Source organism: Streptomyces sp. NBC_01283 (assembly GCF_041435335.1).
In the GTDB taxonomy this organism is placed as follows: domain Bacteria; phylum Actinomycetota; class Actinomycetes; order Streptomycetales; family Streptomycetaceae; genus Streptomyces.
The window spans coordinates 5,070,152-5,096,275 of sequence record NZ_CP108430.1; the positions used below are offsets into that span (position 1 = coordinate 5,070,152).

The following is a 26,124-nucleotide window of genomic DNA, read 5'->3' on the forward strand; positions in this document are numbered from 1 at the left end:
GCTACTCCTGGGGCTGCTTCAACAGCCCCAGGAACCCCGCCACCGTCCCGGCCATCGCCTCGCGAGCCGGGGCGAGGTATTTCCGGGGGTCGACGCCCGTCTCGTGGGCGGCGAGGTATTCACGGACCGCTCCCGTGAACGCCGTGTTGAGGGCCGTGCCCACGTTGATCTTGACCATGCCGGATGCCACCGCTGCCCGGATCTCCGCGTCCGGTACGCCACTTGAGCCGTGCAGGACCAGCGGCACGGGGACGGCTGTCTTCAGGGCCGCTATCAACTCGTGGTCCAGGGATGCCGTGCGGGACGTCATCGCGTGGGAGGAGCCGACCGCCACGGCGAGCGCGTCGACGCCCGTGTCGGCCACGTAGGCCGCCGCCTCCGCGGGATCCGTCCGTACGCCCGGCGCGTGCGCGTCCAGTGGGGCCTCGCCCTCCTTGCCGCCCACCTTGCCCAGCTCGGCCTCGATCCAGATGCCCCGCTCGTGGCCCCAGCGCACCGCGTCCGCGGTCGCCTTGACGTTCTCGTCGTACGTCATCTTCGACGCGTCGAACATCACCGAGCTGAAGCCCTCGGGGTGCGCGGCCCGCAGGAGTTCGGGGTCCATGACGTGGTCCAGGTGCAGGGAGAGCGGGGCCGACGAGGTGCGGGCCACCGCTGCTGCCGCCGCCGCGATCGCGGACAGGTTGCCGCCGTGGAACTTCACGGCGTTCTCGGAGATCTGGAGGATCGCGGGGGAGCCCGCCTGCTCCGCGCCCGCGGCGATCGCCTCCGCGTGCTCCAGCGTGATCACGTTGAACGCGGCGACGCCGCGCCCCGCCGCGCGCGCGTCGGATACCAGGTCGCCGGTCGATACGAGTGGCACGATGAATGTCCCCAATTCCTGGGCCGGCACGGCCCGTTGTGCGTCGCCCGCGCGGTGACGCGTGGTCTCACGCCGCGGTGGCCTCCCCGGTCACCGCGACCCGCGCGAGCAGGTCTTCGTACGTCGAGGGCACGAACTCGCCCGCCACCGGGGCCGCCACGGTCGCCGCGGACAACGCCACGGCCCGTGCGAGCCGCTGGGGCCACGGGAGTTCCTCCACCAGGGCGGAGAGCAGGCCCGCCACCGCCGAGTCACCGGCGCCCGTCGGGTTGCCGCGCACGCGGGTGGGCGGCGCCGCCTGCCAGGTGCCCTCAGGAGTGACGGCACGCAGGCCCTCGGCGCCCAGGGACGCCACCACCGCGTGCGCGCCCCTGCGGCGGGCATCACGGGCCGCCTGGGCGGGCTCGTGGGAGCCGGTCAGCTCGGCCAGTTCGTCGGCGTTCGGCTTGACGATGTCGGGGCGGGCGGCGACGCCGCGGCGCAGCGCCTCCCCGCTGGTGTCCAGGAGGACGGGGACCTTGGCGGCGCGCGCGGCGCGGACGAGCGTCGCGTACGCGCCGACCGGGACGCCCGGCGGCAGGCTTCCGCACAGGGCGACCGCCGCGGCGCCCTCGCGCAGCAACTCCTCGTACGACTCCTGGAACGCGGCCCATTCGGCGGGCGAGACCGTCGGGCCCGGTTCGTTCAGCTGTGTGGTGTCGCCGGTCGCCGCGTCGACGACGGCGAGCGTGCGGCGGGTGGCGCCCTCGACGGGCACGAGCGCGTCCGTGACGCGGGGCTCGGGCGCGAGGCGTTCACGCAGGACGCGGCCCGTGTCGCCGCCCGCGAAGCCCGTCACCGTCACGTCGTGGCCGAGGGCCGCGAGGACGCGGGCGACGTTCAGGCCCTTGCCGCCGGGCCGTTCGATGACCTCGGTGACGCGGTGCGAGGCGTGCGGGACGAGGGCGGGGACCCGGTAGGTGATGTCCAGGGCGGCGTTCAGCGTCACCGTGAGGATCACGTGGCACCCACCCCCGAGCTCTCTGGAGAACGCGCTTGTTGTCGGTCTCTTTCGGGGCTGATCATGCCAAAGAGAAGGCGGTTGGCCCAGAGGTCCGGGCCAACCGCCTTCACTTTGTTGCCTTTTCAACGGGTGGTGAAATCGCCCGAGTTACGCCTAATTGGGCGCAATCACCCATTCACCCTTGCGCATGACGCCCACCAGGGCGAACTCCGCGTCCAGGACCACCAGGTCGGCATCCTTGCCGGGCTCCAGCGAACCGACCCGGTCGTACATCCCGAGCAGCCTGGCCGGGTTGGCGGAGATGGCGCGCACGACGTCGCCGACCGGCAGCCCGTCGACGGTCACCGAGCGCTTGAACGCGCGGTCCAGGGTGAGGGTCGAGCCCGCGATCGAGCCGCCCTCGACGAGGCGCGCGACGCTGTCCTTCACCTCGACCTCCAGCGGGCCGAGCATGTACCGGCCGTCGCCGAAGCCCGCCGCGTCCATCGCGTCCGTGATGAGCGCGGTGCGGGCGGCGCCCGCGTGGTGGAAGGCCAGCTCGAACGCGGCGGGGTGCAGATGCGTCCCGTCGTTGATCAGCTCGACCGTGATCCGCTCGTCCTCCAGAAGGGCGGCGATCGGTCCGGGCTCGCGGTGCCCGAGGCCGGGCATCGCGTTGTAGAGGTGCGTCGCGACGGTGGCGCCCGCGTCGATCGCCTCCTGCGTCTGCTCGTACGTCGCGTCCGTGTGGCCGATGGCCGCGATCACGCCGTGCTCGGCGAGGAGCCGTACGGAGTCGATGCCGCCCGGCATCTCGGTGGCGAGCGTGAACATCTTCGCCTGGCCGCGGGCCGCGTCCATCAGCTTGCGGACGTCGGCGGGGTCGGGGTCGCGCAGCAGCGCCTCGCTGTGCGCGCCCTTGCGGCACGGCGAGATGAAGGGCCCCTCGAAGTGGATGCCCGCGATGTCGCCCTGCTCGGCCAGCTCCGAGAGCACCCCGGCCCGCTGGGCGAGGAAGTCCATCTCGCCGGTGACGGTGGAGGCGATGACGGTGGTCGTGCCGTGCAGGCGGTGCGTGTGGACGCCCTTGAGTACGTCCTCGACGGTGCCGGAGGTGAAGGACGCGCCGCCGCCGCCGTGATTGTGGATGTCTACGAAGCCGGGGACCACCCAGTGGTCCGGGGCGAGGTCGATGGTCTCGGCGTCGCCGGGAGGGCTCCCGGCAATGCGGGTGCCGTCGACGATCACTCGGCCGTCGGAAACGGTCCCGGTGGGCAGGACCACCTGGGCACCGGCGAGGATTTTGCTAGTGGCCATCAGGCGGTTACCTCCGGGGGATTGGTGGGATCGGTGGGGGCGGTGGCGGGTCCGTCGGGTCCGTCGAGGAGATCCCAGGCGAGCAGGCCCGCGCCCAGGCAGCCCGCGGTGTCCCCGAGGGCCGCCGGGACGATGAGGGGCTGGGTCTGGAACGTGACGATGCGTTCCGTCATGGCCGCCCGCAGGGGTGTGAACAAGGTTTCCCCGGCCTCGGCGAGACCGCCACCGATGATCAGAGTGTGCGGGTCCAGGAGGGTGAGGGCCGTGATGAGGCCGTCCGCGAGCGCGTCGACGGCGTTCTGCCAGACCTGCTGGGCCCGCGGGTCTCCCGACTCCACGGCCTTGGCGCAGTCCGCGGCGTCCGCCTCCGGGTCGCCGCTTGCCGCCGCCCAGGCCTCGCTCACCGCGGACGCGGAGGCGAGCCGCTCCAGGCAGCCGCGCTGGCCGCAGCCGCAGGGCGGGCCGCCGGGGCGCACGATGATGTGCCCGATCTCGCCCGCCGAGCCGTGGGCGCCGGGCTCGATGCCGCCGCCGATGCCGATGGCTCCCGCGATGCCCGTGCCCAGGGGTACGAAGAGGAAGCGGTCGGCGCCCTTGCCCGCGCCGATCCTGCCCTCGGCGAGGCCGCCGGTGCGGACGTCGTGGCCCAGGGCCACGGGTACGCCTTGCAGCCTGCGGCTCAGGAGGTCGCGCATGGGGACGTCGCGCCAGCCGAGGTTCGAGGCGTAGACCGCTGTGCCGCGCGCGGTGTCGACGATCCCGGGGATCGCGACGCCCGCCGCTGCGGCGGGTTCTCCGAGCTCCCTGATGCCGTGGGCACGGAGGTCGGCGGCGAAGTCGAGGATCGACTCGACCACGGCGTCGGGTCCGCGCTCCCGGCCGGTGGGCCGCCGCGCCTCGTGCAGGAGCGTGCCGTCCGCTCCGACCAGGGCGGCCTTCATTCCGGTGCCGCCCACATCGAGGGCGATGACATGTCTCACGGGGGACAGTCTCGCGCGTCCCCCGCGAGAGGTCTAGTCCACTCCGGGTGTTTGCCCCCGGCCAAAGGTCCCCTTTCGGGGTGGGGTGCCCCTTGTGTCGCGCCGGGGCGGGGCGCGGGGTCGCCCGCCCCTGGCGGTGCCCACGTGCTCCGCACCGGTCTCGACCGGCTCCAACCTCACAGGCCCACCGCTTCGCGGCGGATGTTTCCCGCCCACCCACCCGATTACCCCGGGGTGCTCCGGTGAACGAACGGGACGACCTGCCGCGAAGCGGTGGCTCATGGCGCGCCGCTGAGCGACCGTCCGCTACGTCCTCACAGGCCCACCGCTTCGCGGCGGATGTTTCCCGCCCACCCACCCGATTACCCCGGGGTGCTCCGGTGGACGAACGGGACGACCTGCCGCGCAGCGGTGGGCCAGGGCGTGGCGTTGAGTGCCGGACCAGTACGCGGCGTCCAGTGGCCCCGCCCCGCGCAGCCGGTCAGCTCAGGATGACGCTTCGCGTCAGGTTTCGGGGGCGGTCCGGGTCGTAGCCGCGGGATTCCGCCAGGGCCACCGCGAGGCGCTGGGCGCGGATCAGGTCCGCGAGGGGGTCCGTGTCCTCGTGGGCGACCAGTTCGCCGCCCACCCGGGCGACATCACCGGCAAGACCCTCGGGAAGTACGCCGAACATCCAAGCCACCCGGCCGGGGCCGGTGATGGAGATGGGCCCGTGGCGGTACTCCATCGCCGGGTACGACTCCGTCCAGGCGCCCGCCGCCTCCCGCATCTTCAGCGCGGCTTCGAGAGCAAGGCCGTACGTCCAGCCCCGGCCCAGGAACGTCCACTGCTCCGCGGCCACCACCGTGGCCGGCAGCGGCTCCGTCACCGCGAGCTCCGCGTCGGCCGCCGCCTCGGCGACCGGCTTCACGCCGGGGATGTCACCGAGCCCCGCCCGCAGGAAGGCGAGCGCGGTCGTGGCGAAGCGGGTCTGGACGACCGACTTCTCGTCCGCCCAGTCCAGGACCGCCACCGAGTCGGCCGCGTCCATCACCGGAGTCTTCGGGTCGGCGGTCAGGGCCGTGGTCGGGACGACGCCCTTCAGCTCGCCGAGGAGTTCGAGGACCTCCGTCGTCGTGCCGGAGCGGGTGATGGCGACCACCCGGTCGTACCGGCGGCCCGCAGGAAACTCCGACGACGCGAACGCGTCCGTCTCGCCCTGCCCCGCCGCCTCCCGCAGCGCCGCGTACGCGATGGCCATGAACCATGACGTCCCGCACCCGGTGACGGCCACCCGCTCGCCCGGCTTCGGCAGTCCGTCGAAGGTGGCGGCGGCCTCGGCCGCCCGGTGCCAGCAGGCGGGCTGGGTTGCGATCTCTGCTGCGGTGAGCGACATGCGTCAAGGCTCCTTGCCGGTGGGACGTCATTGGTACGCCGTTGCACAAGCGATACTGAGGTGGTGTAGACCTCGTGTCCATACGCGAGGGAAAATCGCAGTTCACGTAGATCATCGAGGGTGGGAACAGCTGTGCAGCGGCGCGCGACAGGACTGACCGCGGCGATAGCCGCACTGGGCATGGCGGCGGTACTCGCCGGCTGCGGCGGTCCGGGCGACTCCGGCGACGTCACCCTCAAGCTGGTGGCCGCCGACTACGGAGACTCCAAGGCCAACAGCTCCCAGAAGTACTGGGACAAGCTCGCCAAGAAGTTCGAGGCCGCGAACCCCGGCATCAAGGTCGACGTCAGCGTCTACTCGTGGACCGACGTGGACCGCAAGGTCAAGGAAATGGTCAAGGCGGGCGACGCCCCCGACATGGCCCAGATCGGCGCGTACGCCGACTACGCCGCGGCCGACAAGCTGTACCGCACCGAGGACCTCGTCTCCATCTCCACCCAGGCCGACTTCATGGCCCCGCTCTCCGAGGCGGGCGAGGTCAAGCGCGTCCAGTACGGCATGCCGTTCGCCTCCTCCACGCGCCTGCTCTTCTACAACCAGAAGATCTTCAAGGACGCCGGCCTCACCCCGCCGCAGAGCTGGAGCGACCTCGCGGCCGACGCCAAGGCGCTCAAGGCGCGCGGCGTGAAGATCCCCTACGCCCTGCCGCTCGGCACGGAAGAGGCGCAGGCCGAGACGATGCAGTGGCTGCTCAGCGGTGGCGGCGGCTACACCGACAACGTCGGCACGTACGACATCGACTCCGCGCAGAACGTGAAGACCTTCACCTGGCTGAAGGACGAGCTCGTCGGCAAGGGCCTGACGGGCGCCACGCCGCCCGCCAAGCTCGACCGCGCCGAGGCCTTCGCCGCCTTCACGCGCGGCGACGTGGGCATGCTCAACGGCCACCCCACGCTGATGCAGATGGCCGCGAAGAAGGGCGTGAAGTACGGCATGGTGCCGATGCCCGGGGTGAACGGCCACACGCAGGCCACGATGGGCGTCGCCGACTGGATGATGGCGTTCAAGCAGCGCGGCAACCGCGAGGAGATCGGTAAGTTCCTCGACTTCGCCTACAGCACGAAGAACGTCCTGGACTTCTCGCGCGAGTACGACCTGCTGCCGGTGACGAACTCCGCCGCCGAGCAGATGACGGGCAACAAGAACGACAAGGCGCTCGCCGAGTTCCTGGACGAGCTGCCCACCTCGCAGCTGTACCCGGTCGGCAAGACGTCCTGGGCGCAGGTCTCCGTCCAGGTCAAGAAGTACATCGGCAAGGCCGTGGACACGAACGGCAATCCGGCGTCGATCCTCAGCCAGATCCAGGCCAAGGCGGTCACCGAGGAGAACTCGGAATAGCGTGGCCGGCATGACCGATGCCCAGGACGATGCCACTGACAACGCTCGGGCCGACGCCCCGGACGACGTGTTCCCCGACACCGGCCTCTCCGAGCGCGACCGCGCGATCCTCGCCCTGGAGCGCCGGGACTGGGTGGCCGGTCCCGGCGCCAAGGAGCGGGCCGTGCGCGAGCAGCTCGGCCTGGTCCCGGTCCGCTACTACCAGCTCCTGAACGCCCTGCTCGACGATCCCCGCGCCCTCGCGCACGATCCGGTCACCGTGAACCGCCTTCGGCGGGTCAGGGAGTCCCGGCGCGGGGAGCGTTGAGCGTAGGGTCGGTCCCATGGGTGACCCTGTGTACTTTCCCGAGCTGCCCGAGCCCGTGACCCCCGCCGGACGCGAAGGTCTGGCCGCGCTCCTCGCGGGGCCCGGGAAAGCCGTGATCGCGCTCGACTTCGACGGCACGCTCGCCCCGATCGTGGCCGACCCCGAGCAGGCCCGCGCCCACCCCGGCGCCGTCCCGGCCCTCGCCGCGCTCGCGCCGAAGGTGCGGTCCGTCGCCGTCGTCACGGGCCGCCCGGCGGGCGTGGCGGTGCGCTACGGCGGCCTCGCGGGCGTCCCCGGCCTCGAACACCTCGTCGTGCTCGGGCATTACGGCGCCGAGCGCTGGGACGCCGTCTCCTCCACCGTGCACGCGGCCGAGCCGCACCCCGGGGTGGCGTCCGTGCGCGCCGAACTGCCGGGCTTCCTGGACGGGATGGGCGCCTGGCGCGGCACGTGGATAGAGGAGAAGGGCCGCGCGGTCGCGGTGCACACGCGGCGCGCGGCCGATCCGCAGGCCGCCTTCGAGGCGCTGCGCGAGCCGCTCGCCGAGCTGGCGTCCCGGCACGGCCTGATCGTCGAACCGGGCCGTCTGGTCCTGGAGTTGAGGCCCCCCGGCATGGACAAGGGCGTGGCCCTGGCCGACTACGTACGCGAAGTGGGCGCCGAGACCGTCCTGTACGCGGGCGACGACCTGGGTGACCTGCCCGCCTTCGCGGCCGTCGAGAAGCTCCGCTCGGACCAGGTGCGGGGCCTGCTCGTGTGCAGCGGCAGCGCGGAGGTGGCGGAGCTCGCCGAGCGGGCCGACCTGGTGGTGGACGGCCCGCGGGGCGTGGTGGGGCTCCTGGGCTCCCTCGCCGCTCAACTGCCCTGATCGGCACCGAGGCTGGGCGGGTCGGGGAGGGGGTTCCCGAAGTAGTCGCGGGTGGTCCCGTCGTCCACGGCGGTCCCCTGCCCGCGGGCCGGTGAGCCGGGCTTCAGCCGTACGTCACCGGGGGCGCCCGGGTCCGCGGGTCGGCGTTGACGCCGGTGAGGTCGCGGGGCTGGGAGGTCCGCCACTCGAACGATCAGGCCCTCAGCGCCCGCAGCTGGTCCAGGAACCACTGGGCCGGGGGCAGAGCCGTCGCCGCCGCCGCGAGCCGCTTTGTTCGTTCCGCTCGCTCCTCCGTCGGCATCGACAGCGCCGCGTGCAGCGCCGAAGCAGTGCCCGTCACGTCGTACGGGTTCACGACGAGCGCGTCGTCGCCCAGCTCCTCGTACGCCCCCGCCTCTCGCGAGAGAACCAGTACGCACCCCTCGTCGGAGACGACCGGCACCTCCTTGGCGACCAGGTTCATGCCGTCCCGGATGGGGTTCACCAGGGCCACGTCTGCCAGGCGATATGCCGCGAGCGAGCGCGCGAAGTCGTCCTTCACGTGCAACACCACCGGCGTCCAGCCGGCCACACCGAAGCGGGAGTTGATTTCGTCGGCGACCCGCTGCACCTCCGCCGTGTAGTCGCGGTACACCGCGAGATCCTGCCGGGAGGGGTACGCGAAGGCGACGTGCACCACCCGCTCGTGCCACTCGGGGCGATCCTCCAGCAGCTGCCGGTAAGCCAGCAGTCCCCGGACGATGTTCTTCGACAGTTCCGTCCGGTCCACCCGGACGATCACCTTCCGGTTGCCGGAACCCCCGATCTGCTCCCGCAGCGCGACCAGCCGCTCCTCCACGTCGTCCCGCCGCGACCGCTCCCGCAGGAAGTCCGCGTCGGCCCCGAGCCCGTGCACTCCGATCCGCGTGCCGGACGTACCGCCGAGGACGGCGACGCAGCACTCCGTGAACGCGTCCGCCCACCGGCCCGTCAGGAACGCGGCCCGGTCGGCGCCGAGGATGCCCCGCAGCAGCTGCTCCGCGATGTCGTCCGGCAGCATCCGGAAGTAGTCCACCGGCGCCCACGGCGTGTGCGAGAAGTGGCCGATGCGCAGGTCGGGGCGGAGCTCCCGCAGCATGCCCGGCACCAGGGCCAGGTGGTAGTCCTGGACGAGGACCGCCGCGTCCGCACCGGCACTCTCCGCGAGCGCCTCGGCGAAGGCCCGGTTGTAGGTCTCGTACGCCGCCCACTGTGCCCGGAACTCCGCGCCGAAGGCCGGTTCCAGCGGCGTCTGGTAGAGCATGTGGTGGACGAACCACAGCACCGAGTTCGCGATCCCGTTGTATGCGTCGGCGTGCACGCCCTCGTGCGAACCCGCGTCGATGTCGAGCATCCGCACCCCGGGCTCGCCGACCCCGCGCCGCACCGCCTCGCGGTCACCGTCGCCCAGCGCCGCGCAGACCCACAGCGCGGACTCCCCGTCGGACTCGCCGATCGCGCTGAGCCCGGAGACGAGTCCGCCGCCGCCCCGCTTGGCCGTCAGCTCCCCGTTCTCCTCCAGGGTGTACGTGACGGGGCCGCGGTTGGACGCGACGAGGATCTGGGCGGAGGCGTGCTCGGAGACCATGTGGCGAACCTAGCCCTTCCGGGATGGGCTCAAACGTACGGGCGCTCATCGCTGGTCGCGTCTGCTCCGCGCCGCCGCCACCGCCAGAACGCCCAGGGTGAACAGGGAGATCGCCAGGCCCGCGTACAGCATGGTGTCCGACTCGCCGCCCGTGTCGGCCAGTTCCCCCGGCGTGCCCTCGCGGCTCACGGTCCCGGCCCGCTGATGCCCCGGAACGGGCTGTGCCGGCGCCTCCATGACCATGGTGCCGGTGGCCCTGATGTCGTCGTACGGCGATTCCGCGGCGGCGGGCGCGGTGGCCGCTCCGAGTGCTCCTGCCGTGAGGGCGGCCGTCGTCATGGCCACGGCACCGACGCGTCGCGCGCTTCCCATTACTTGTCTGAGCCACATAACTTGTCTGAGCCACATAAGTGGGGAATGTAGACAAAATGCCCGGTTCTGGGTGGTTACGCCACGCGGCGGGCCGTGTACTCCGCGATGCCGGACATCGGCGGGCGCTCCTCCGTGTCCACCGAATGGGTCCGCGGCTCGAACCCGCGCTCGCCCCGTTCGAACTGGGTGAGCTCGGGGCGTACGAGATGGCCGCGCGCGAGCCGCAGCTGTGCCGTCCGGTAGATCGCCGCCGCCATCCGCCCCAGCGCCTGCCCGTCCTGGTGCCGGTGCTTGCGCACACCGACGTCGACCTGCGCGAGCGCGTCCAGGCCCACCGTGTGCAGCGCGTCGACGAGCAGGCCCAGCTCCACTCCGTAACCGACGGGGAACGGCAGCCGCTCCAGGAGGGACCTGCGCGCCGCGTACTCGCCGCCCAGCGGCTGGACGAACCCCGCGAGCTGCGGCCAGTGCATGTTGAGCAGCGGGCGCGCCATCAGCTCCGTGACCCGGCCGCCCTGACCTGCCTTCTCGCCCAGGGGGCGGTCGTACATCGCCTTCACGAAGTGCACGTCGGGCTCGGTCAGGAGCGGGCCCACGATGCCGGTGACGAAGTCCGCCGAGAACTCCCGCAGGTCCGCGTCGACGAACGCGACGATGTCACCGCCGGTCACCAGGAGCGAGCGCCACAGGACCTCACCCTTGCCGGGCACCGCCGGGATGCGCGGCAGGATCTCGTCCCGGTGCACGACCCGCGCACCCGCCTGCCGCGCGACCTCGGCCGTGCGGTCCCGCGAGCCGGAGTCGATCACCACGAGCTCGTCGACGAGGGGAGTCCGCTCGACCAGCTCGCGGCGGATCTCGGCGACGATCTCACCGACCGTCCCCTCCTCGTCGAGCGCGGGCAGGACGACGCTCACCGAGGCTCCCGACGCCCGCTTGGCGTCGAGCAGCGCGCTGAGCGGACGGTCGGCAACGGACCAGGAACGCCTGGTCAGCCAGCGCTCGGCCTCTTCCAGCACGGGTGGCTCCTCCTGTGTGTGGCCTGCATGTGATCCATCTCGCGGTTCGGACGACTATCTCAAGGGTCCAGGCCGTCGGTTACAGTCTTGAACAACGCGGATGACCATCGCATGTCGGGGGTCATCGCGTAACAAATGCCCCGGGCCCCTGAAGCCCGGCGCCATACCGCTCATCCAGAGGGGCAGAGGGATACGGCCCGTTGAAGCCCCGGCAACCATCCCGCCGACCGCGCACGCGAGGTCTCGGTGGGGAAGGTGCCAATTCCGTCTCGCGGCGAAATGCGTCGCGAGGAAGATGAGGAGAAAGGGCCTCGCCTCCATGGCTGCGCAGACTGTCGCAACGAACGACACCACCCCCTCCACCACGGGTTCCGTGGACCTCGGCCCCGCGTCCGGCCTCTCTTGCCGCGAGTGCGGCGAGCTCTACGCGCTGGGCCCGATCTTCGCCTGCGAGGCCTGTTTCGGCCCGCTCGAAGTCGCGTACGACCTGCCGACCGGTGACCCCGAGGCACTCCGGAAGCAGATCGAGTCCGGCCCCGACAACATCTGGCGCTACGCGCCCCTGCTGCCCGTCCCGGCGAACGTCGCCGAGAAGCCGAACATCAACCCCGGCTGGACCAAGCTGGTCAAGGCCGACAACCTCGCGCGTGAACTCGGCGTCGAGCAGGGCAAGTTGTTCGTCAAGGACGACTCCGGCAACCCGACGCACTCCTTCAAGGACCGCGTCGTCGCGCAGGCCATCGAGGCGGCGCGCGCCTTCGGCTTCACCACCCTCTCCTGCTCCTCCACCGGCAACCTCGCGGGCGCCGTCGGCGCCGCCGCCGCCCGCGCCGGCTTCCGCTCCTGTGTGTTCATCCCGCACGACCTGGAGCAGGGCAAGGTCGTCATGGCCGCGGTATACGGCGGCGAGCTCGTCGGCATCGAGGGCAACTACGACGACGTGAACCGCTTCTGCTCCGAGCTCATCGGCGACCCGCTGGGCGAGGGCTGGGGCTTCGTGAACGTGAACCTCCGGCCGTACTACGGCGAGGGCTCCAAGACCCTCGCGTACGAGATCTGCGAGCAGCTCGGCTGGCGGCTGCCCGACCAGCTGGTCATCCCGATCGCCTCCGGCTCGCAGCTCACGAAGATCGACAAGGGTCTCAAGGAGCTCATCGAGCTGGGGCTCGTCGAGGACAAGCCGTACAAGATCTTCGGTGCTCAGGCCGAGGGCTGTTCGCCGGTGTCGACCGCCTTCAAGGCCGGTCACGACGTCGTGCGCCCCCAGAAGCCGGACACCATCGCCAAGTCGCTGGCCATCGGCAACCCCGCCGACGGGCCGTACGTCCTGGACATCGCGCGTCGCACGGGCGGTGCGGTGGAGGACGTGAACGACGAGCAGGTCGTCGACGCGATCAAGCTGCTCGCTCGGACCGAGGGCATCTTCGCGGAGACCGCGGGCGGGGTGACGGTCGGTGTCACCAAGAAGCTGATCGACGCGGGCCTCATCGACCCGACCTTGACCACGGTTGTGTTGAACACCGGTGACGGGCTCAAGACTCTTGACGCTGTTGCCGAGACGTCTCAGGCGACTGCCACGATTCGGCCCAGCCTGGACGCGTTCCGCGCCGCCGGGCTCGCCGACTAGCCGCCGTAGGGCCTGACCGCCGTCCTCGACGGGCGGTCGTGGTCCGTCCTCGCGCAGTTCCCCGCGCCCCTGAAGGGGCCCCACACACCCGAGGTGAAATCATGAGTGTCAAGGTTCGCATCCCCACCATCCTTCGCACCTACACCGGCGGTCAGTCCGAGGTCGCCGCGGAGGGTGCGAATCTCTCCGAGGTCATCGCCGATCTGGAGAAGAACCACGCCGGTATCGCGGCCCGTGTCCTGGACGACCAGGGCAAGCTGCGGCGCTTCGTGAACGTCTACGTGAACGACGACGACGTCCGCTTCGAGCAGGGCCTGGAGACGGCGACGCCGGACGGCGCCGGGGTCTCCATCATTCCCGCCGTCGCCGGTGGTTGATCCTTTAAAGAAATACCCTGCGTAATCTCCATTGCCCCCTCCGCGAGAGAAGCGGAGGGGGCAATTCCATGTGGTTGAGCGCGGTACAGTTGGGAAGCGAGCTTCCCTGTTTGTGCCGAGCGCATATACGAAGTCGCCCCGAGGGCGACAAGAAGTAGCCAAAGTGCCCCGCCCATTTGCCCCTCTCGTGGCATTTGCCTGGCCCGACTTGCCCTGAACTCCGGCGAATTATTCGCATATTACCGATCAGGCGTGCCCAGAATTCTCGTCCGATTGACCTGTTGCAGAGGGCAGTTGGACAGATACATTCAGCCGCGGTCGACGCGTTCCGGCGCACGCCTCCACAACCCATTGGGGGGGTGAGGTCTGACCCGGGTCCGCGAAGTGCGGGTCCGTGCAAGGGCCAGTAATAGGGGAGTTAGGCATGGCTCAGGGCACCGTCAAGTGGTTCAACGCGGAGAAGGGGTACGGCTTCATCGCGGTCGACGGTGGTGCGGATGTTTTCGTCCACTACAGCGCGATTCAGATGGACGGCTACCGCACCCTTGAAGAAGGTCAGCGAGTGGAGTTCGAGATCTCGCAGGGCCAGAAGGGTCCGCAGGCGGACATGGTCAAGCTCGCCGTCTGATCTCGGCGCGATCGGCCAGTGACTTAGAGAGTCATGAGGGGCCCGTACCCGACAGGGGTACGGGCCCCCCGTGCGTGCGCCCCTCGTACGTCTGGGATCCGCGAGAGGCGCTTGCACTCGTAGGGGTCGAGTGCTAATCATTGGGCTTAGCACTCTCCGAGTGAGAGTGACAGAACTTGGATCGGGTCGGTGAGGCCCGCAGGCCGGGTGGGGCAAGGAACCACAAGGCTTGCAGGCCGTCCGTCGCGGGCGCTGGCGCGATCCGGAAGCATGCCACCCCTGTCCGGGAGGACCACTTCACATGGCCAAGATCATCGCGTTCGACGAGGAGGCACGGCGCGGCCTCGAGCGCGGCATGAACCAGCTCGCCGACGCCGTCAAGGTGACCCTGGGCCCCAAGGGTCGCAACGTCGTCCTCGAGAAGAAGTGGGGTGCCCCCACGATCACCAACGATGGTGTTTCCATCGCCAAGGAGATCGAGCTCGAGGACCCGTACGAGAAGATCGGCGCCGAGCTGGTCAAGGAGGTCGCGAAGAAGACGGACGACGTCGCCGGTGACGGCACGACGACCGCGACCGTCCTGGCGCAGGCGCTGGTCCGCGAGGGCCTTCGCAACGTAGCCGCCGGTGCCAACCCCATGGCCCTCAAGCGTGGCATCGAGAAGGCCGTCGAGGCCGTCTCGGGCGCACTCCTTGAGCAGGCCAAGGACGTGGAGACCAAGGAGCAGATCGCTTCTACGGCCTCCATCTCCGCCGCCGACACCCAGATCGGCGAGCTCATCGCCGAGGCGATGGACAAGGTCGGCAAGGAAGGCGTCATCACCGTCGAGGAGTCGCAGACCTTCGGTCTTGAGCTTGAGCTCACCGAGGGCATGCGCTTCGACAAGGGCTACATCTCGGCGTACTTCGCCACGGACATGGAGCGTATGGAGGCGTCGCTCGACGACCCGTACATCCTGATCGTGAACTCGAAGATCTCGAACGTGAAGGACCTCCTTCCGCTCCTCGAGAAGGTCATGCAGTCCGGCAAGCCGCTGCTGATCATCGCCGAGGACGTCGAGGGCGAGGCCCTGTCGACCCTGGTCGTCAACAAGATCCGTGGCACCTTCAAGTCCGTCGCCGTCAAGGCCCCGGGCTTCGGTGACCGCCGCAAGGCCATGCTCGGCGACATCGCCATCCTCACCGGTGGCACCGTCATCTCCGAGGAGGTCGGCCTCAAGCTGGAGAACGCCGGTCTCGACCTGCTCGGCCGCGCCCGCAAGGTCGTCATCACCAAGGACGAGACCACGATCGTCGACGGCTCCGGTGAGAGCGACCAGGTCCAGGGTCGCGTCAACCAGATCCGCGCCGAGATCGAGAACTCGGACAGCGACTACGACCGCGAGAAGCTGCAGGAGCGCCTGGCGAAGCTCGCCGGCGGTGTTGCGGTCATCAAGGCCGGTGCCGCGACCGAGGTGGAGCTCAAGGAGCGCAAGCACCGCATCGAGGACGCCGTTCGCAACGCGAAGGCCGCCGTCGAAGAGGGCATCGTCGCCGGTGGTGGCGTGGCCCTCATCCAGGCAGCCGCTGTCTTCGAGAAGCTTGAGCTCGAAGGTGACGAGGCCACCGGTGCCGCCGCTGTGAAGCTGGCCCTCGAGGCCCCGCTGAAGCAGATCGCGGTCAACGCCGGCCTTGAGGGTGGCGTCATCGTCGAGAAGGTCCGCAACCTGCCCATCGGCCACGGCCTGAACGCCGCGACCGGTGAGTACGTCGACATGATCGCCGAGGGCATCCTCGACCCGGCGAAGGTCACGCGCTCTGCCCTGCAGAACGCCGCGTCCATCGCCGCGCTGTTCCTCACCACCGAGGCCGTCATCGCCGACAAGCCGGAGAAGGCGGGCGCTGCCCCGGCCGGCGGCGGCATGCCGGGCGGTGACATGGACTTCTGATCCGCCTCTGGCTGATCAGCGGTTCATCGCTCCACGCGAACCGAGGGCGGCACTCCTTCTCACGAAGGGGTGCCGCCCTCGGGCGTTTCCCGGTGCGGTCTAGGGCAGGCGGTCCAGGATCCAGGTGCAGAGTTCTTCCGTGACCAGGGTGTGGCCCTCGTTGTGGGAGGCGCAGAGGTACTCGTCGAGCTCGCTGTCCCCGGAGTCCTCCGGGAACGGGTCGTGCAGCTTCTCGTGGGTGTCGATGTCGCGCAGGGCGACCGCGCTCACCGAGGGGACGAAGCAGTGCTCGCGGGTCTCCGCCTCCGAGCCGAGGCCGATGATCGCGGGGATCTTGTTCAGCTCGTCGGCGAGGATGCCGAAGCCCTCCAGGGTGCCGCCGGGCGCACCGTCGATCTCGGGCATGCCCGAGGTGCGGATCTGCGGCTTGCGCAGGGTCACCACGCGGAGCTGGGCGACGAGCTTCTCCTCGCCCGCGGGCTGCGTGTAGAGGTGGGTGCCGGTGATGCCGAGGCCCTTGCCGCGGAACGCCCGTACGCCGGGGTCGATGCCGTTGGCCACGCCGGTGCGCACGCCGTTGGCGACGCCGATCTTCTTCGGGCGCCTGGGCCAGCCGCCGACCCGCTCCAGCTCGGCGAGGAACTCGATGCGCTCCTTGTCGGTCTCGGGGGAGTCGTCCCACTCGGAGATGTGCTGCCACAGGAGCTGGCGCGCCGCCGGGCTGTTCATCTGGTTCGAGAAGGCCGCGTTGAGCCGCCGGATGTAGTGCGCGAACGACTGCAGCGCGATCGGGATCCAGGCGCCGCGGTGCGGGCTGTCGAAGGAGAAGTACAGCTCGGTCTGGTGGTCGACGTTGTCGTGCTCCATCTTGGCGAGCGCGTACCGCGTGACCAGGCCGCCCATGCTGAAGCCGCCGACGGTCAGCGGGTGGTTGCCGACGCGCCGCGCGATCGCCTCCTGGATCGCCGACCGTGCGGCCCTGGCGTTGTCCAGGATCGAGGCGCTGCGCTCGTCGAAGCCGAGCAGGATGACGTCGTAACCGCGCTGCCGCAGCTCGGTGAGGAACGGGTACGGGCCCCGCTCAAGGATCTCCCACGAGAAGTCCAGGTCGCTCGGCCCGCTGTTGAAGCCGTCGCCCAGGATCACCGGCTTGGTGAGCCCGCGCCCGGGGTCCGCGAGATACACCCAGGCCCTGCCCTCCGGCAGCGTCCACTCCTGGTCCGGCTCGGGCGCGGCGGCGGGGGCTTCCCTGGCCTCCCTCGGGCCGGGCGCCAGCGTGATGTTGGCCGCGGCCCCGAGAGCCTCCGCGATCTGCTGTTCGTCGGGCTCGTTCGGCTCGTTGAACTCGGTCATGAAGGGTCCCCTCCGGTTGTGCGTCTTCGATGACGGCAGGTGCCATCCTCGATACGCGCGGTAGGCGCCGAAAGACGGCAACCGTGATTCACCGGGCGGGCGGGGGCCTTTCGGACAACGGGCAGTTGGCCGCTTTCGCCCGTGCCGTACGGGGGCGGGAGCCGCCGGGCCTGGGTAGGGGATGCGCGGCTGTGACGGGTGTGCCGGGGTGGTGCTCGACTCGGTCAGCTTTGGCCGACGCGGGGCGCGGAAGTATGTCCCGAAGGCGACGGGACCCGCCTGGGGTCAGTCGACGTAGTCCTTGAGCCTTTCGGTTTCGAGGGTGAGGGCCACGGGGGCGGGGATGTGGACAGCGGAGCCGTAGCGGTAGGGCCGGCGGCTCTGGTAGATGCCGTTCTCCGGCGAGCTGTACACGACGACGGAGTGCTTTTCGCGGTCGATGAGCAGGTAGACGGGGATGCCGACGTAGGCGTAGGCGCGCGGCCTGTCCTGGCGGTCGCGGCGATCGGTGTCCCGGTCGCGGGAGGTCACCTCGACGGCCACCAGCACGCCGTTGGGAGAAGCCCATTCGCCTTGTCCGGCGAAGTAGCCGACGGGGGCCAGGGTGCCGTCCGGTCTGATGCAACCCTTCCGGTACGTGTCGACCCGCAGTCCCTGTTCCACGTACAGGGCGAGTTCGGGGCGCTGCATCATGCACTGACGGAGCACCCACATGATGATCTCGCCGTGGTCGCCGTCCGGCACGTGCTTGACCTCTAGCTTTCCGTTGATGAGTTCAAGCGTGACTCTCGGGGGCCACGCGGGCGAGCTCCTCGAAGTCCTCGACGGACATCTGCGGGCGTTCATCGGTGCCAGGGGTCATGGTGGTGCCTCCTCCCTCCCACCGTGCCCCGGCCGTATGCCGTCGGACCGTTGGGGCGGTCATACGTGTGTCCTTTCCTGGGGGCGACGGGCGGCGGCGCGTGCCGCTGCCGCGTGGGAGTGGACCGTTGCGGGTGGCAGGAGCGCCTCGCGGCGTGGGGCGGGTTCGCCCCGGCACGGGCCGCACAGGCCGCCGGGCAGGGCTTCGGGGCGGCCGGGTGTTCCGCATCTGCCGCACTCCAGGACACGGAGGGCGGGGCGGGGGGTCGGTTCCGGAGGGAGCTTCGTCGTGAGGCGGTTGCGGATGAGGGCCGCCGGGCTGTGGACGGGGGTGGGGAGCCCTGCGGTCAGGGCGTGGAGTACGTCCGGCTCCGTGGCGCCGCGCGTGAACCACTCGGAGACCTGCGGTTCCAGGGCGATGCAGTCCGCGTACGAGAGGGACAGGGCGGGAGCCGTGCGGCCGAGAGCCGCGAGGAGGATGAATGCGCGGCTGCGGGTGGGATGCCGGGGTCTCTCCGGGTCCGCATCCGGCACGTCGCCACGCGTGAAGGCCGCCCACCACGCGTCGTCCCGCGCGGTCCGGGAGAACCACGTTCGAGTGACCCAGCGGGCGCTGCCCGCCCCGTGCACGTGTTCCCTGCCGCGACGCAAGTGCCCTGCCGCCTGAATCCTGTTGAGGGCGGTACGGAGGGCGCACTGGCCGTACGGGAGGTGCTTGGCCAGGGTCTTTACGGAGATGTCCGCACCGTCGGGGAGCCGGTCGAGGATGGCGGCGATGGCCGCCTCGCGGGGCGGGAGATGGCGGAAGTCGTGGTTCGTACGGGGGAGTTGTTCGGGTGCCGAACGCTTTCCGTAGCCCGGATTGGCGAGGGGGTGGGGAGTCGCGTGCGTCGGGCGCACGGCAGCACTAAGCTGGATGGCATCCATATGGATCGAACTTTTCCTTCGATCTTGTTGGGCAGACCCCCGGAGGTGTTGTCAGCACCTGGCGGGGGTCGTTCGTTATTCGGGCACGCTAGAGCGTTGTCACGCTGCGTGGCAAGTCGCCTTCCGAAAGTGATCGTGTCCGCCAACTCCAAGGGAGGGAGGGCGGGTTGAGGCCCGCCTCCCGTTCCTTGAAAAGGGGGCTCGGCGCTGGTCGCTTGAGCCCCGGAGTCAGTTGGCCTTGAGATCCGCGAGGAAAGCGGACCAGGCCGTGGACCGGAACACGAGCTTCGGGCCGGTGGGGTTCTTGGAGTCGCGGACGGGGACGAGGTGCGGGTGCCCGTCGGCTACTTCGAGGCAGTCGCCGCTGCTGGCGTCGCTGTGGGTGGACTTGCGCCAGTGGGCCATCTCCAGGCAGTCACTACCGCTGCCGCCGCTGTAGCTCGACTTGTGCCAGACCGCCGTGCTCAGGTCGTACTCGTACTCACGGGTGCAGTTCTCCATACTCGTAATCCTGCGCTACCGACTCGATCAGGGCCAGTGACTCCCGTGGGGGGAGGGCTGTGGCCTGGAGGAGATTGAGCATCAGGGTGTGACGAGCGACTGTGACTGGATCGTCGAGGAGCCTTCCCATGTCCGGCCCTTCAACGAAGCAGAGCGGGGGTGCGTCGGTGAACTCCATGAGCCTCAGAGTTCCGGCCATCGCCGCGTGCGCCCCAGCGCCGAACGGCAGCACCTGCATGATGATCCGGTGTTCACGCGCGAGGCCCGCCATGTGGCGAAGCGCCTCCGTCATCACAGCACCGCCGCCGACCGCCCGTCTGAGGGCCGCCTCGTCAACAATCACCCACAACAACGGCGTTGTTGGGTCGTCGAGGAGACGGGCACGTTCGAGCCGCACCTCCACCTGGGCGTCGATCACGTCGTCCGTCGCCGTCGGGTGGTAGGCGCGGAACACCTCTGTCGCGTACGCCTTCGTCTGAAGCAATCCCGGGATCAGCAAGGCCGCGTACTGCTTGATGGCCGTCGCGACCGCCTCAGCCTCAGCCGCCTCAGCGAAGTGATCCGGATACTTCGACTTGGCGACCGCCTTGCAGTTGCGGGCGAAGAAGCCCCCCGTATCGAGGACCTCGTCGAAGTGCTGGGCGTACTCCAGGTGCATCCGGCGCGTGCCGGCCTCCAGTTGGCCGATGAAGGAGCCGCTGACGAACAGGGGCGCGCCGAGGGCCTCCTGGCTGATCCCCTTCCGTTCGCGGGCGTGGCGCAGTTCGCATCCGAGGAGGGCGCGGGGGTTCGAGGAGGGGTCGAGGTCCTTGGGGCGCGTCACGGGCAACTCCTCATCCAACAAGGCCGTTTGTTGGGACGTGGTTGCTTCTCAGGGTACGCAGCGCCGGACACGCTGGGTGATGAAACGCAATACCCAGTGTGAAAGGCGGAGGTCATGGCGCTGACGGCGGAGGAACGGGTGCGGGCGGCGGAGGAGGCCGTGCGGCAGTTGAGATCGGGGCTCGAAGAAGTCGGCGTCACGCTGCCGTCGCTGCGGATGGACCCGCTGACGGCGGCGGCGGAAGGAGCCCTGCCGCTGGTGGAGTTGGGGCGCTGCAACCTCGACACGGCGCTGCGGCTGGCCGCCGTTCTTGAGAGTGGGGCGAGGTGAACGGCGACCCGAGTGTGCCGGAGGCGGGGACGTACGCCGTCGACTACCGGGACGGCAGCGTCGGGCAGGTGATGGGGTGCGAGGGCGGGCTCGTGCATCTCAGGCCGCTCGGCGGGGGCCGGGAGTGGGACTGCCCGCCGGAGTCCCTCGGGCAGGCCCCGCCGGGCGAAGTGCTGCGGGAGAAGGTGAGGCGGCTCAACCGGGAGCGGCGGCTGCCGTGAACGCGGGGCCGGGGACGGGGCCGGAGGCAGGGATCAGCGGACCGGGAAGCCGAACTCGTAACCCTGCTGCTTGAGCTGGGGAATGAGGCGGCGCAGGGACTCGACGGTCTGGGTGCGGTCGCCGCCGGCGTCGTGGAAGAGGAGGGTCGGCCCGTTGGGCAGTTCTCGCTGGACCGTGGCGACGATGGCGTCCGTGCCCGGACGCTCGAAGTCCTTGGTGTCCACGTTCCAGCCCAGCGGGCGCATGCCGTGGGAAGCGGCGAGCTTGCGGCTGTAGGGGGTGAACGCCCCGCCGGGGGCGCGGTAGTACATCGGCCGTACGCCCCCGGACGCCTTGGTGATCATGCGCTCGGCGTCGACTATCTGCTTCGACTGGTAGGCGTGGGTGTCCTTGTCCATGGCGGTGTTGTGCGAGACGGAGTGGTCGCACAGGCGGTGCCCGGCGGCGACGACCTTCTTCACCATGTCCGGGTGCGCCTCGGCCTGCGTGCCCACCATGCAGAACGTGGCCTTCACGTCGTACTCCTTGAGCACGGCGAGTACTTGAGGGGTCCAGACGGGGTCGGGGCCGTCGTCGATGGTGAGGTTGACGCCGCGCTTCCCCTTATCCGAGGAGTGCGCGATGGTCGCCGCGACGGGCTTGACGGCGCTCGGCTTCTTGGCTGCCGGTGCGTCGTCCGAGGTGCCCGCCTGTGCGCTCCACACGCCCGCGCCGGTGGCGAGCATCGTCACCCCGAGCGCCGCCCCGATCATCTTGCCGTACCAGCCACGCCCGCCGCTGTGCCGTGCCATGTCCGCCCCTTTGCGTCCCGTCCCTCACCGCGCCCCGGTCCCGCGCGGCCACCTGGCATGACGAGGAAAAGGGGGAAGGGGATGCACCGGGGTTGAGTCCGTTACGGATCACGGACAATTCCGGGGGCGTTCACGGACAACGCGCCGCGAGCGGCGTCCAAAGTCAGGGCGAGGGAGCTGAGCACGCCGAGCGGGTGCCGTTCGGGGAGAGCCTCAAGCTGCCGGATCCGTTCGCGGCGACCGTCGATACCGCCGATTTTCCCGGCTAGACCGCGGCCGGCGACTTGGCCGGGCCCTCGGACGTGGTCGGGGCGGGGGAGCCCGCGACGACCTGCTCATGGGCGGTCGTGTCGACGTTGAGTTCCGTCAGCATCTGCTTGCTGAAGCCGAAGAAGTACGTCGCGACGAAGCCCACGACATAGCCGACCAGCAGGCCGCCGCCGTAGATCGCGATCGTCAGGCCCAGGCCCTTGTTGCCGTCGAGGAGGGGGAACAGGGCCCAGCCCGACGGGCCGATCGCCGTGGAGCCGACCTTCTCGCCGATCATCGAGAAGAAGCCGATGAACGCGCCGCCCGCCGCGCCGCCCACGCACGCCGTGACGAAGGGGCGGCCGAGGGGGAGCGAGACGCCGTAGATGAGGGGCTCACCCACGCCGAGGAAGCCCGCGGGGAGCGCGGACTTGATCGTCGTACGGATCGAGGTGTTGTTCTTCAGGCGCTTGTAGACCGCGATCGCGCAGCCGACCTGGCCCGCGCCCGCCATCGCCAGGATGGGGAGCAGGACGGTGAAGCCCTGCTGCTCGATGAGCGTGGTGTGGATGGGGATCAGGGCCTGGTGCAGGCCCAGCATCACGAGGGGCAGGAAGAGACCGCCGAGGACCAGGCCCGCGAAGGCGCCGGTGTTGTCCAGGAGCCAGTTCGCCGCCGTGCCGATGCCCGTGGAGACCTCGCCCGCCAGGAACATCAGGCCGAAGATCGTGACCAGGCCCGAGAGGAGGACGGTGATGGTCGGGGTGACCAAAACGTCCAGGGCCTCCGGAACCCACTTCCGGCACCACTTCTCGATGTACGTGGCGAGGACCGCGGCGCCGAGGGCGCCCAGCACGCCGCCCTGGCCGGGAGACAGCTTCTGACCGAACGCCTCGATGTTCGCTACGCCCGGGAAGACGATGATCGCCGCGACCGCGCCGCCCAGGATCGGCGTACCGCCGAACTCCTTGGCCGTGTTGAAGCCCACGAACACCGCGATCAGCGCCATGAACCCGGAGGCGATCGCCGCGAGCGCCGGGGTGATGCCCGGCAGCCACTCCAGGTTGATCAACAGGCCGTTGATGCCCGCGATGATGCCGCAGCCGATGAGGGCCGGGATCAGCGGCACGAAGATGTTCGCGATGCGCCGCAGGAAGAGCTTGAACGGGGTGGCGTTCTTCTCCTTGCGGGCCGCCCTGATCGCCGCTCCCTGATCTGCCAACTCCTCGGCGGTCAGGACGTGCTCGGGGGCCGCCGCAGGGGCCACTGCCGGAGCCGCCGACCTGCCCTCCTCCACCAGCGCCTCGAACTCGGGGGTGACGCGGGCGACCGTCCCCGGGCCGAGCACGATCTGGTACGTGTCGTCCTCGACCACGCCCATCACGGCGGGCAGCGCCTTCAGGGCCTCGTCGTCGACGAGGGAGCGGTCGGCGAGGTTCAGACGCAGGCGCGTCATGCAGTGGGCGATGGACGTGATGTTCTGGGCGCCGCCGACGAGGGGGAGGATCGCGGCGGCTGTGGCGCGGTTCTTGTCAGTTGCCATGTGCGGGGTGCCTTGCTGTGCGTGCGGGTGGCGCTGTTCTTCCAGCGGCTGGGAGAGGTGGGTCAGGTGGGTCAGGTGGGTCAGGTGGTGCTTGTGGTGCTTGTGGTGCTGGTGGTGCGGTTCGTGCGCGAGGTGTCGAGGGCGGCCCTGAGGTGGCCGTCCGAGGCGACGAGCAGGTCGGCGGCCGTGGGGCCGTCGACTCCGCCGAGGATGGTGAGGATGGCGTTCTTCACCTCCCCGTCGGTGGCGGCGAGGGCCGTCTCGATCTCCTCGTCGGAGGCACCGGTGGCCAGGGAGACGATCCGCCGCGAGCGGGCGCGCAGCTTCTCGTTCGACGCGCGTACGTCCACCATCAGGTTTCCGTAGGTCTTGCCGAGCCGGATCATCGTGATCGTCGACAGCATGTTCAGGACGAGCTTCTGGGCGGTGCCCGCCTTCAACCGGGTGGAGCCGGTGAGGAGTTCGGGGCCGACGACGACCTCGATGCCGTGGTCGGCGGCTGCCGCGAGACCGCTGTCCGCGTTGCAGGACAGACCGATGGTCAGCGCGCCGTACCGGGCCCGCGCGTGCTCGACCGCGCCGATCGCGTACGGGGTGCGGCCCGACGCGGAGACGCCGACGACCACGTCGTCCGCGGTGAGCCGGAGCCCGTCCAGGTCCTCGGCCGCCAGCTCCTTGCTGTCCTCCGCGCCCTCGACCGCCGTGACCATGGCGCTCGGGCCGCCCGCGATGAGGCCGACGACCTCGGCCGGGTCGGTGTTGAAGGTGGGCGGGCACTCGGAGGCGTCGAGCACCCCGAGGCGCCCGGCGGTGCCCGCGCCCGCGTAGATGAGCCGTCCGCCGCGGGCCATGCGCTCGGCGGTGCCGTCGATGGCTGCGGCGATCGCCGGGAGCTGCTCGGCGACGGCCGCGGGCACGGTGGCGTCCTCACCGTTCATGATCTTCGCGATCTCCAGCGTGGGCTGCCGGTCGATCTCGGAGAGCTCGGGCCGGAACGCCTCCGTGGTGAGCGTGTCCAGCTGGGCGCGGAGTTCGCCGTACGTCTCGCCGCCACCGGGGGCGGGGGAGGGGGTGGCGTCGGCGTCGGTGGTGGAGGTCATGAGGTGCGGCTCTTTCGTGTGCGGCGGGGGGGGCGGGTGGTGGGGGGTGCGGTGCGTGCTGGGGGGCGGGCCCGGGTTTCAGCGGCTGCCGCCGCGCGGGCTGTGGCGGTGCGCGAGCGCTTCGTACGAGGCAGCGAGTCGGGGGGCCGCCGTCTCGTACGTCCGCTGGGCGACGCCCACGAACAGGCAGTCCACGACGAGCAGTTGGCTGGTCCGGGAGGACATCGCGGCGGGCCTGAGCTCGCTCTCGCGCGCGGTGGAGGTGGTCAGGATGTGATCCGCGTACTGCGAGACGGGACTGCCGGGCCGTCCGGTGATCGCGATGGTCGTGGCCCCGCGCTCGAAGGCGACCCGCAGCGGCTCTATGACGTCACCGGTCGACCCGGAGTGCGTGATCGCGATCGCCACGTCCTTGGAGTGCAGGGTGACGGCGTTCGTGACGGCCAGGTGCGGGTCGGAGTGCGCATGGGCGATGTGGCCGATGCGCAGCAGCTTCTGCGCGAGGTCCTGGGCGACGAGGCCGGAGGCGGCGACGCCGTAGATCTCGGTGCGGGGCGCGACGGCCAGGGCGGCGACGGCGGCGCCGAGCTGGACGGTGTCGAGGCCGCCCGCGGTGTCGGCGAGGGTCTGCTGCTCGTCGTACGCCAGCTTCGCCACGACGTCCGCGATCGGGTCGTCGACGGCGATGTCGGCGGTGACGGCGGGCGCGCGGCCCGACTGCTGCTGGGCGGCGAGTCCGGCGAGGGCGAGCCGCAGGTCGCGGTAGCCGGGGTAGCCGAGGAGGCGGGCGGTGCGGACCACCGTGGCCTCGCTGGTGCCGGTGAGCTCGGCGAGGCCGGTGACCGTGAGGGCCGCACAGCCCGCGGGGTCGCCGGCGACGGCTTCGGCGACCAGCTGCATGGAGCGGGTCATGGACGGCGCGAGGGTCCGCACCTTGGCCGCGAGGGCCGCTGGGGCGGGGGGCGCGACGCCCGCGAAAATTTCCTTCACGTCATTGGTCACGCTTGAAAGATATTTTCGGAGGGCGGACGGGTCAAGACCCCTTTGGTCCCGGTTCTGGTTCCGGGTGGCGGTTTCGGGGGCGGTGGATCTTGGGGTGCTCGCCGGGTTGCCCTGCGGGTTGCGTGTGGGGTGGACAATGGCTGCATGGACGCGATCGACCCTCTGGAGCAGGCGCTGCACGCCGCTCGTGCACTTGTCCTCGCCGACCTGGTGGCCCGCGAGGTCGCCCAGGCCGAGGTCGTCTCGCTGGTCGAGGAGTCGGTGGCGCACCGCCGCTGGTGGGTCGAGCAGTGGCCCGAGGGCGTCGAGTACGTCGCGGGGCTCGTCGCCCAGGACGTCCAGGACGCGCTCCTGGAGCGGTACGGCCGCTGGCCGATCTGCCCGGTCTGCGGCTCGGGCGACCCGCACGCCCTGGACGTGGAACCGGAGTTGGGCCCCGACCCGCACTGGGTGTGCGGCAAGGCGGGCGTCGTCGTGGCGCCGGTGGGCGGCCTGACGTGACGGTCTACATAGACCCGCCGACGTGGCCGGGGCACGGCCGCCTGTGGTCGCACCTGGTCAGCGACATCTCGTACGAGGAACTGCACGCGTTCGCGGCGGGCATCGGCGCCCCCAGGCGCGCCTTCGAGCGCGATCACTACGACCTGCCCTCGCACCGCTACGAGGACGCGGTGCGTGCGGGCGCGGTCGAGATCGGCTCCAAGGAACTGGTGCGCAGGCTTACGGAGGCGGGGTTGCGGAGGCCCAAGGGGCGGCCTGCGTAACGCGGTACGTGGT

General features: G+C 70.5%; 28 protein-coding genes and 1 riboswitch. Of the genes, 11 read left to right on the forward strand and 17 right to left on the reverse strand.

Features of this window, described 5'->3' with window-relative positions; genetic code table 11:
• Nucleotide 1: 1 nt before the first annotated feature.
• From OG302_RS23260 to OG302_RS23280, 5 genes are all read right to left on the reverse strand, one after another.
• Nucleotides 2–862, reverse strand: coding sequence for a ketose-bisphosphate aldolase (locus OG302_RS23260; protein ID WP_371528530.1), 861 nt, complete (start codon nt 860–862; stop codon nt 2–4).
• Between the two features lie 67 nt (nt 863–929).
• Nucleotides 930–1,862 carry a 1-phosphofructokinase family hexose kinase gene (locus OG302_RS23265; RefSeq protein WP_371528531.1) on the reverse strand — a complete coding sequence of 311 codons (933 nt, stop codon included), beginning with the start codon at nt 1,860–1,862 and terminating at the stop codon, nt 930–932.
• 156 nt (nt 1,863–2,018) lie between these two features.
• On the reverse strand, nt 2,019–3,161 hold the full coding sequence (gene nagA, locus OG302_RS23270) for an N-acetylglucosamine-6-phosphate deacetylase (RefSeq protein WP_371528532.1): 1,143 nt from the start codon (nt 3,159–3,161) through the stop codon (nt 2,019–2,021).
• Entirely contained in the window at nt 3,161–4,141 is a 981-nt protein-coding gene (locus OG302_RS23275) for an ROK family protein (RefSeq protein ID WP_371528533.1), read from the reverse strand. Before OG302_RS23275 ends, nagA begins: the two co-directional genes overlap by 1 nt.
• A 481-nt stretch (nt 4,142–4,622) precedes the next feature.
• Entirely contained in the window at nt 4,623–5,516 is an 894-nt protein-coding gene (locus OG302_RS23280) for an SIS domain-containing protein (RefSeq protein WP_371528534.1), read from the reverse strand.
• 180 nt (nt 5,517–5,696) lie between these two features.
• On the opposite strand from OG302_RS23280, the gene OG302_RS23285 reads away from it, so the two are divergent.
• Genes OG302_RS23285 through otsB form a run of 3 tightly spaced genes read left to right on the forward strand, consistent with a single transcriptional unit; the run spans nt 5,697 to nt 8,089 of the window.
• Nucleotides 5,697–6,914 carry an ABC transporter substrate-binding protein gene (locus OG302_RS23285; protein ID WP_371750204.1) on the forward strand — a complete coding sequence of 406 codons (1,218 nt, stop codon included), beginning with the start codon at nt 5,697–5,699 and terminating at the stop codon, nt 6,912–6,914.
• A gap of 10 nt (nt 6,915–6,924) precedes the next feature.
• Nucleotides 6,925–7,221, forward strand: a complete 297-nt coding sequence (locus OG302_RS23290) for a DUF3263 domain-containing protein (protein ID WP_371528535.1) — start codon at nt 6,925–6,927, stop codon at nt 7,219–7,221.
• A gap of 16 nt (nt 7,222–7,237) precedes the next feature.
• On the forward strand, nt 7,238–8,089 hold the full coding sequence (gene otsB / locus OG302_RS23295) for a trehalose-phosphatase (protein WP_371528536.1): 852 nt from the start codon (nt 7,238–7,240) through the stop codon (nt 8,087–8,089).
• A 193-nt stretch (nt 8,090–8,282) separates the two neighbouring features.
• Here otsB and OG302_RS23300 read toward each other — a convergent pair whose 3' ends face one another.
• The 3 genes from OG302_RS23300 to OG302_RS23310 form a co-directional block, all read right to left on the reverse strand.
• On the reverse strand, nt 8,283–9,695 hold the full coding sequence (locus OG302_RS23300; RefSeq protein ID WP_371528537.1) for a trehalose-6-phosphate synthase: 1,413 nt from the start codon (nt 9,693–9,695) through the stop codon (nt 8,283–8,285).
• Between the two features lie 45 nt (nt 9,696–9,740).
• Nucleotides 9,741–10,034 carry a hypothetical protein gene (locus OG302_RS23305; protein WP_371528538.1) on the reverse strand — a complete coding sequence of 98 codons (294 nt, stop codon included), beginning with the start codon at nt 10,032–10,034 and terminating at the stop codon, nt 9,741–9,743.
• 107 nt (nt 10,035–10,141) lie between these two features.
• Nucleotides 10,142–11,086, reverse strand: coding sequence for a glucosyl-3-phosphoglycerate synthase (locus OG302_RS23310; RefSeq protein ID WP_371528539.1), 945 nt, complete (start codon nt 11,084–11,086; stop codon nt 10,142–10,144).
• A 167-nt stretch (nt 11,087–11,253) separates the two neighbouring features.
• Nucleotides 11,254–11,388, forward strand: a riboswitch (SAM riboswitch).
• 17 nt (nt 11,389–11,405) lie between these two features.
• Between OG302_RS23310 and thrC the strand changes: the two genes are divergently transcribed.
• From thrC to groL, 4 genes are all read left to right on the forward strand, one after another.
• Entirely contained in the window at nt 11,406–12,713 is a 1,308-nt protein-coding gene (gene thrC, locus OG302_RS23315; RefSeq protein WP_371528540.1) for a threonine synthase, read from the forward strand.
• Nucleotides 12,714–12,814: 101 nt separating this feature from the next.
• A complete protein-coding gene (locus OG302_RS23320; protein ID WP_190083788.1) occupies nt 12,815–13,090 on the forward strand; it encodes a MoaD/ThiS family protein in 276 nt (91 codons plus the stop codon).
• Nucleotides 13,091–13,514: 424 nt separating this feature from the next.
• Nucleotides 13,515–13,718 (forward strand): cold-shock protein, encoded by a 204-nt coding sequence (locus OG302_RS23325; protein WP_005315736.1) that lies wholly within the window; start codon nt 13,515–13,517, stop codon nt 13,716–13,718.
• Between the two features lie 301 nt (nt 13,719–14,019).
• Nucleotides 14,020–15,645: a chaperonin GroEL gene (gene groL / locus OG302_RS23330; RefSeq protein ID WP_160505762.1), complete on the forward strand. Its 1,626-nt coding sequence runs from the start codon at nt 14,020–14,022 to the stop codon at nt 15,643–15,645.
• A 99-nt stretch (nt 15,646–15,744) separates the two neighbouring features.
• On the opposite strand, the gene OG302_RS23335 is transcribed toward groL, so the two are convergent.
• The 5 genes from OG302_RS23335 to OG302_RS23355 all read right to left on the reverse strand — a co-directional run bounded on the left by OG302_RS23335 (nt 15,745) and on the right by OG302_RS23355 (nt 20,110).
• The gene (locus OG302_RS23335) at nt 15,745–16,998 is read right to left on the reverse strand and encodes an esterase/lipase family protein (protein WP_371528541.1); all 1,254 of its coding nucleotides are present in this window, start codon (nt 16,996–16,998) and stop codon (nt 15,745–15,747) included.
• A gap of 285 nt (nt 16,999–17,283) precedes the next feature.
• Nucleotides 17,284–17,742, reverse strand: a complete 459-nt coding sequence (locus OG302_RS23340) for a Uma2 family endonuclease (protein ID WP_371528542.1) — start codon at nt 17,740–17,742, stop codon at nt 17,284–17,286.
• Between the two features lie 177 nt (nt 17,743–17,919).
• Nucleotides 17,920–18,786, reverse strand: a complete 867-nt coding sequence (locus tag OG302_RS23345) for a hypothetical protein (RefSeq protein WP_371528543.1) — start codon at nt 18,784–18,786, stop codon at nt 17,920–17,922.
• Nucleotides 18,787–19,014: 228 nt separating this feature from the next.
• Complete coding sequence (locus OG302_RS23350; protein ID WP_371528544.1) at nt 19,015–19,287, reverse strand: DUF397 domain-containing protein; 273 nt, start codon at nt 19,285–19,287, stop codon at nt 19,015–19,017.
• Entirely contained in the window at nt 19,268–20,110 is an 843-nt protein-coding gene (locus OG302_RS23355) for a helix-turn-helix domain-containing protein (protein ID WP_371528545.1), read from the reverse strand. The genes OG302_RS23350 and OG302_RS23355 overlap by 20 nt, the downstream gene beginning before the upstream one ends.
• 114 nt (nt 20,111–20,224) lie before the next feature.
• Between OG302_RS23355 and OG302_RS23360 the strand changes: the two genes are divergently transcribed.
• Together OG302_RS23360 and OG302_RS23365 are read left to right on the forward strand one after the other, a co-directional pair.
• On the forward strand, nt 20,225–20,440 hold the full coding sequence (locus OG302_RS23360) for a hypothetical protein (RefSeq protein WP_361832081.1): 216 nt from the start codon (nt 20,225–20,227) through the stop codon (nt 20,438–20,440).
• On the forward strand, nt 20,437–20,661 hold the full coding sequence (locus OG302_RS23365) for a hypothetical protein (RefSeq protein WP_371528546.1): 225 nt from the start codon (nt 20,437–20,439) through the stop codon (nt 20,659–20,661). The genes OG302_RS23360 and OG302_RS23365 overlap by 4 nt, the downstream gene beginning before the upstream one ends.
• A gap of 33 nt (nt 20,662–20,694) precedes the next feature.
• On the opposite strand, the gene OG302_RS23370 is transcribed toward OG302_RS23365, so the two are convergent.
• From OG302_RS23370 to OG302_RS23385, 4 genes are all read right to left on the reverse strand, one after another.
• Nucleotides 20,695–21,453 (reverse strand): polysaccharide deacetylase family protein, encoded by a 759-nt coding sequence (locus OG302_RS23370; protein WP_371528547.1) that lies wholly within the window; start codon nt 21,451–21,453, stop codon nt 20,695–20,697.
• Nucleotides 21,454–21,718: 265 nt separating this feature from the next.
• Nucleotides 21,719–23,245 (reverse strand): PTS transporter subunit EIIC, encoded by a 1,527-nt coding sequence (locus OG302_RS23375; RefSeq protein WP_371528548.1) that lies wholly within the window; start codon nt 23,243–23,245, stop codon nt 21,719–21,721.
• A gap of 80 nt (nt 23,246–23,325) precedes the next feature.
• Nucleotides 23,326–24,345 carry an N-acetylmuramic acid 6-phosphate etherase gene (gene murQ, locus OG302_RS23380; protein ID WP_371528549.1) on the reverse strand — a complete coding sequence of 340 codons (1,020 nt, stop codon included), beginning with the start codon at nt 24,343–24,345 and terminating at the stop codon, nt 23,326–23,328.
• Nucleotides 24,346–24,423: 78 nt separating this feature from the next.
• Nucleotides 24,424–25,347: a MurR/RpiR family transcriptional regulator gene (locus OG302_RS23385; RefSeq protein ID WP_371528550.1), complete on the reverse strand. Its 924-nt coding sequence runs from the start codon at nt 25,345–25,347 to the stop codon at nt 24,424–24,426.
• Nucleotides 25,348–25,491: 144 nt separating this feature from the next.
• Here OG302_RS23385 and OG302_RS23390 point away from each other — a divergent pair, with 144 nt between their 5' ends.
• Nucleotides 25,492–25,848, forward strand: coding sequence for a hypothetical protein (locus tag OG302_RS23390; protein WP_371528551.1), 357 nt, complete (start codon nt 25,492–25,494; stop codon nt 25,846–25,848).
• Nucleotides 25,845–26,111 (forward strand): DUF4031 domain-containing protein, encoded by a 267-nt coding sequence (locus OG302_RS23395; RefSeq protein WP_371528552.1) that lies wholly within the window; start codon nt 25,845–25,847, stop codon nt 26,109–26,111. The genes OG302_RS23390 and OG302_RS23395 overlap by 4 nt, the downstream gene beginning before the upstream one ends.
• Nucleotides 26,112–26,124 lie beyond the last annotated feature (13 nt).

Bases quoted from the DNA above. Each gene is read 5' to 3' on its own strand.
- nagA (WP_371528532.1), bottom strand. From the start codon at position 3,161: ATGGCCACTAGCAAAATCCTCGCCGGTGCCCAGGTGGTCCTGCCCACC.
- OG302_RS23280 (WP_371528534.1), bottom strand. From the start codon at position 5,516: ATGTCGCTCACCGCAGCAGAGATCGCAACCCAGCCCGCCTGCTGGCAC.
- OG302_RS23285 (WP_371750204.1), top strand. From the start codon at position 5,697: ATGGCGGCGGTACTCGCCGGCTGCGGCGGTCCGGGCGACTCCGGCGAC.
- OG302_RS23290 (WP_371528535.1), top strand. From the start codon at position 6,925: ATGACCGATGCCCAGGACGATGCCACTGACAACGCTCGGGCCGACGCC.
- otsB (WP_371528536.1), top strand. From the start codon at position 7,238: ATGGGTGACCCTGTGTACTTTCCCGAGCTGCCCGAGCCCGTGACCCCC.
- OG302_RS23300 (WP_371528537.1), bottom strand. From the start codon at position 9,695: ATGGTCTCCGAGCACGCCTCCGCCCAGATCCTCGTCGCGTCCAACCGC.
- OG302_RS23305 (WP_371528538.1), bottom strand. From the start codon at position 10,034: ATGACGACGGCCGCCCTCACGGCAGGAGCACTCGGAGCGGCCACCGCG.
- thrC (WP_371528540.1), top strand. From the start codon at position 11,406: ATGGCTGCGCAGACTGTCGCAACGAACGACACCACCCCCTCCACCACG.
- OG302_RS23320 (WP_190083788.1), top strand. From the start codon at position 12,815: ATGAGTGTCAAGGTTCGCATCCCCACCATCCTTCGCACCTACACCGGC.
- OG302_RS23325 (WP_005315736.1), top strand. From the start codon at position 13,515: ATGGCTCAGGGCACCGTCAAGTGGTTCAACGCGGAGAAGGGGTACGGC.
- groL (WP_160505762.1), top strand. From the start codon at position 14,020: ATGGCCAAGATCATCGCGTTCGACGAGGAGGCACGGCGCGGCCTCGAG.
- OG302_RS23335 (WP_371528541.1), bottom strand. From the start codon at position 16,998: ATGACCGAGTTCAACGAGCCGAACGAGCCCGACGAACAGCAGATCGCG.
- OG302_RS23345 (WP_371528543.1), bottom strand. From the start codon at position 18,786: ATGGATGCCATCCAGCTTAGTGCTGCCGTGCGCCCGACGCACGCGACT.
- OG302_RS23350 (WP_371528544.1), bottom strand. From the start codon at position 19,287: ATGGAGAACTGCACCCGTGAGTACGAGTACGACCTGAGCACGGCGGTC.
- OG302_RS23360 (WP_361832081.1), top strand. From the start codon at position 20,225: ATGGCGCTGACGGCGGAGGAACGGGTGCGGGCGGCGGAGGAGGCCGTG.
- OG302_RS23370 (WP_371528547.1), bottom strand. From the start codon at position 21,453: ATGGCACGGCACAGCGGCGGGCGTGGCTGGTACGGCAAGATGATCGGG.
- OG302_RS23375 (WP_371528548.1), bottom strand. From the start codon at position 23,245: ATGGCAACTGACAAGAACCGCGCCACAGCCGCCGCGATCCTCCCCCTC.
- murQ (WP_371528549.1), bottom strand. From the start codon at position 24,345: ATGACCTCCACCACCGACGCCGACGCCACCCCCTCCCCCGCCCCCGGT.
- OG302_RS23390 (WP_371528551.1), top strand. From the start codon at position 25,492: ATGGACGCGATCGACCCTCTGGAGCAGGCGCTGCACGCCGCTCGTGCA.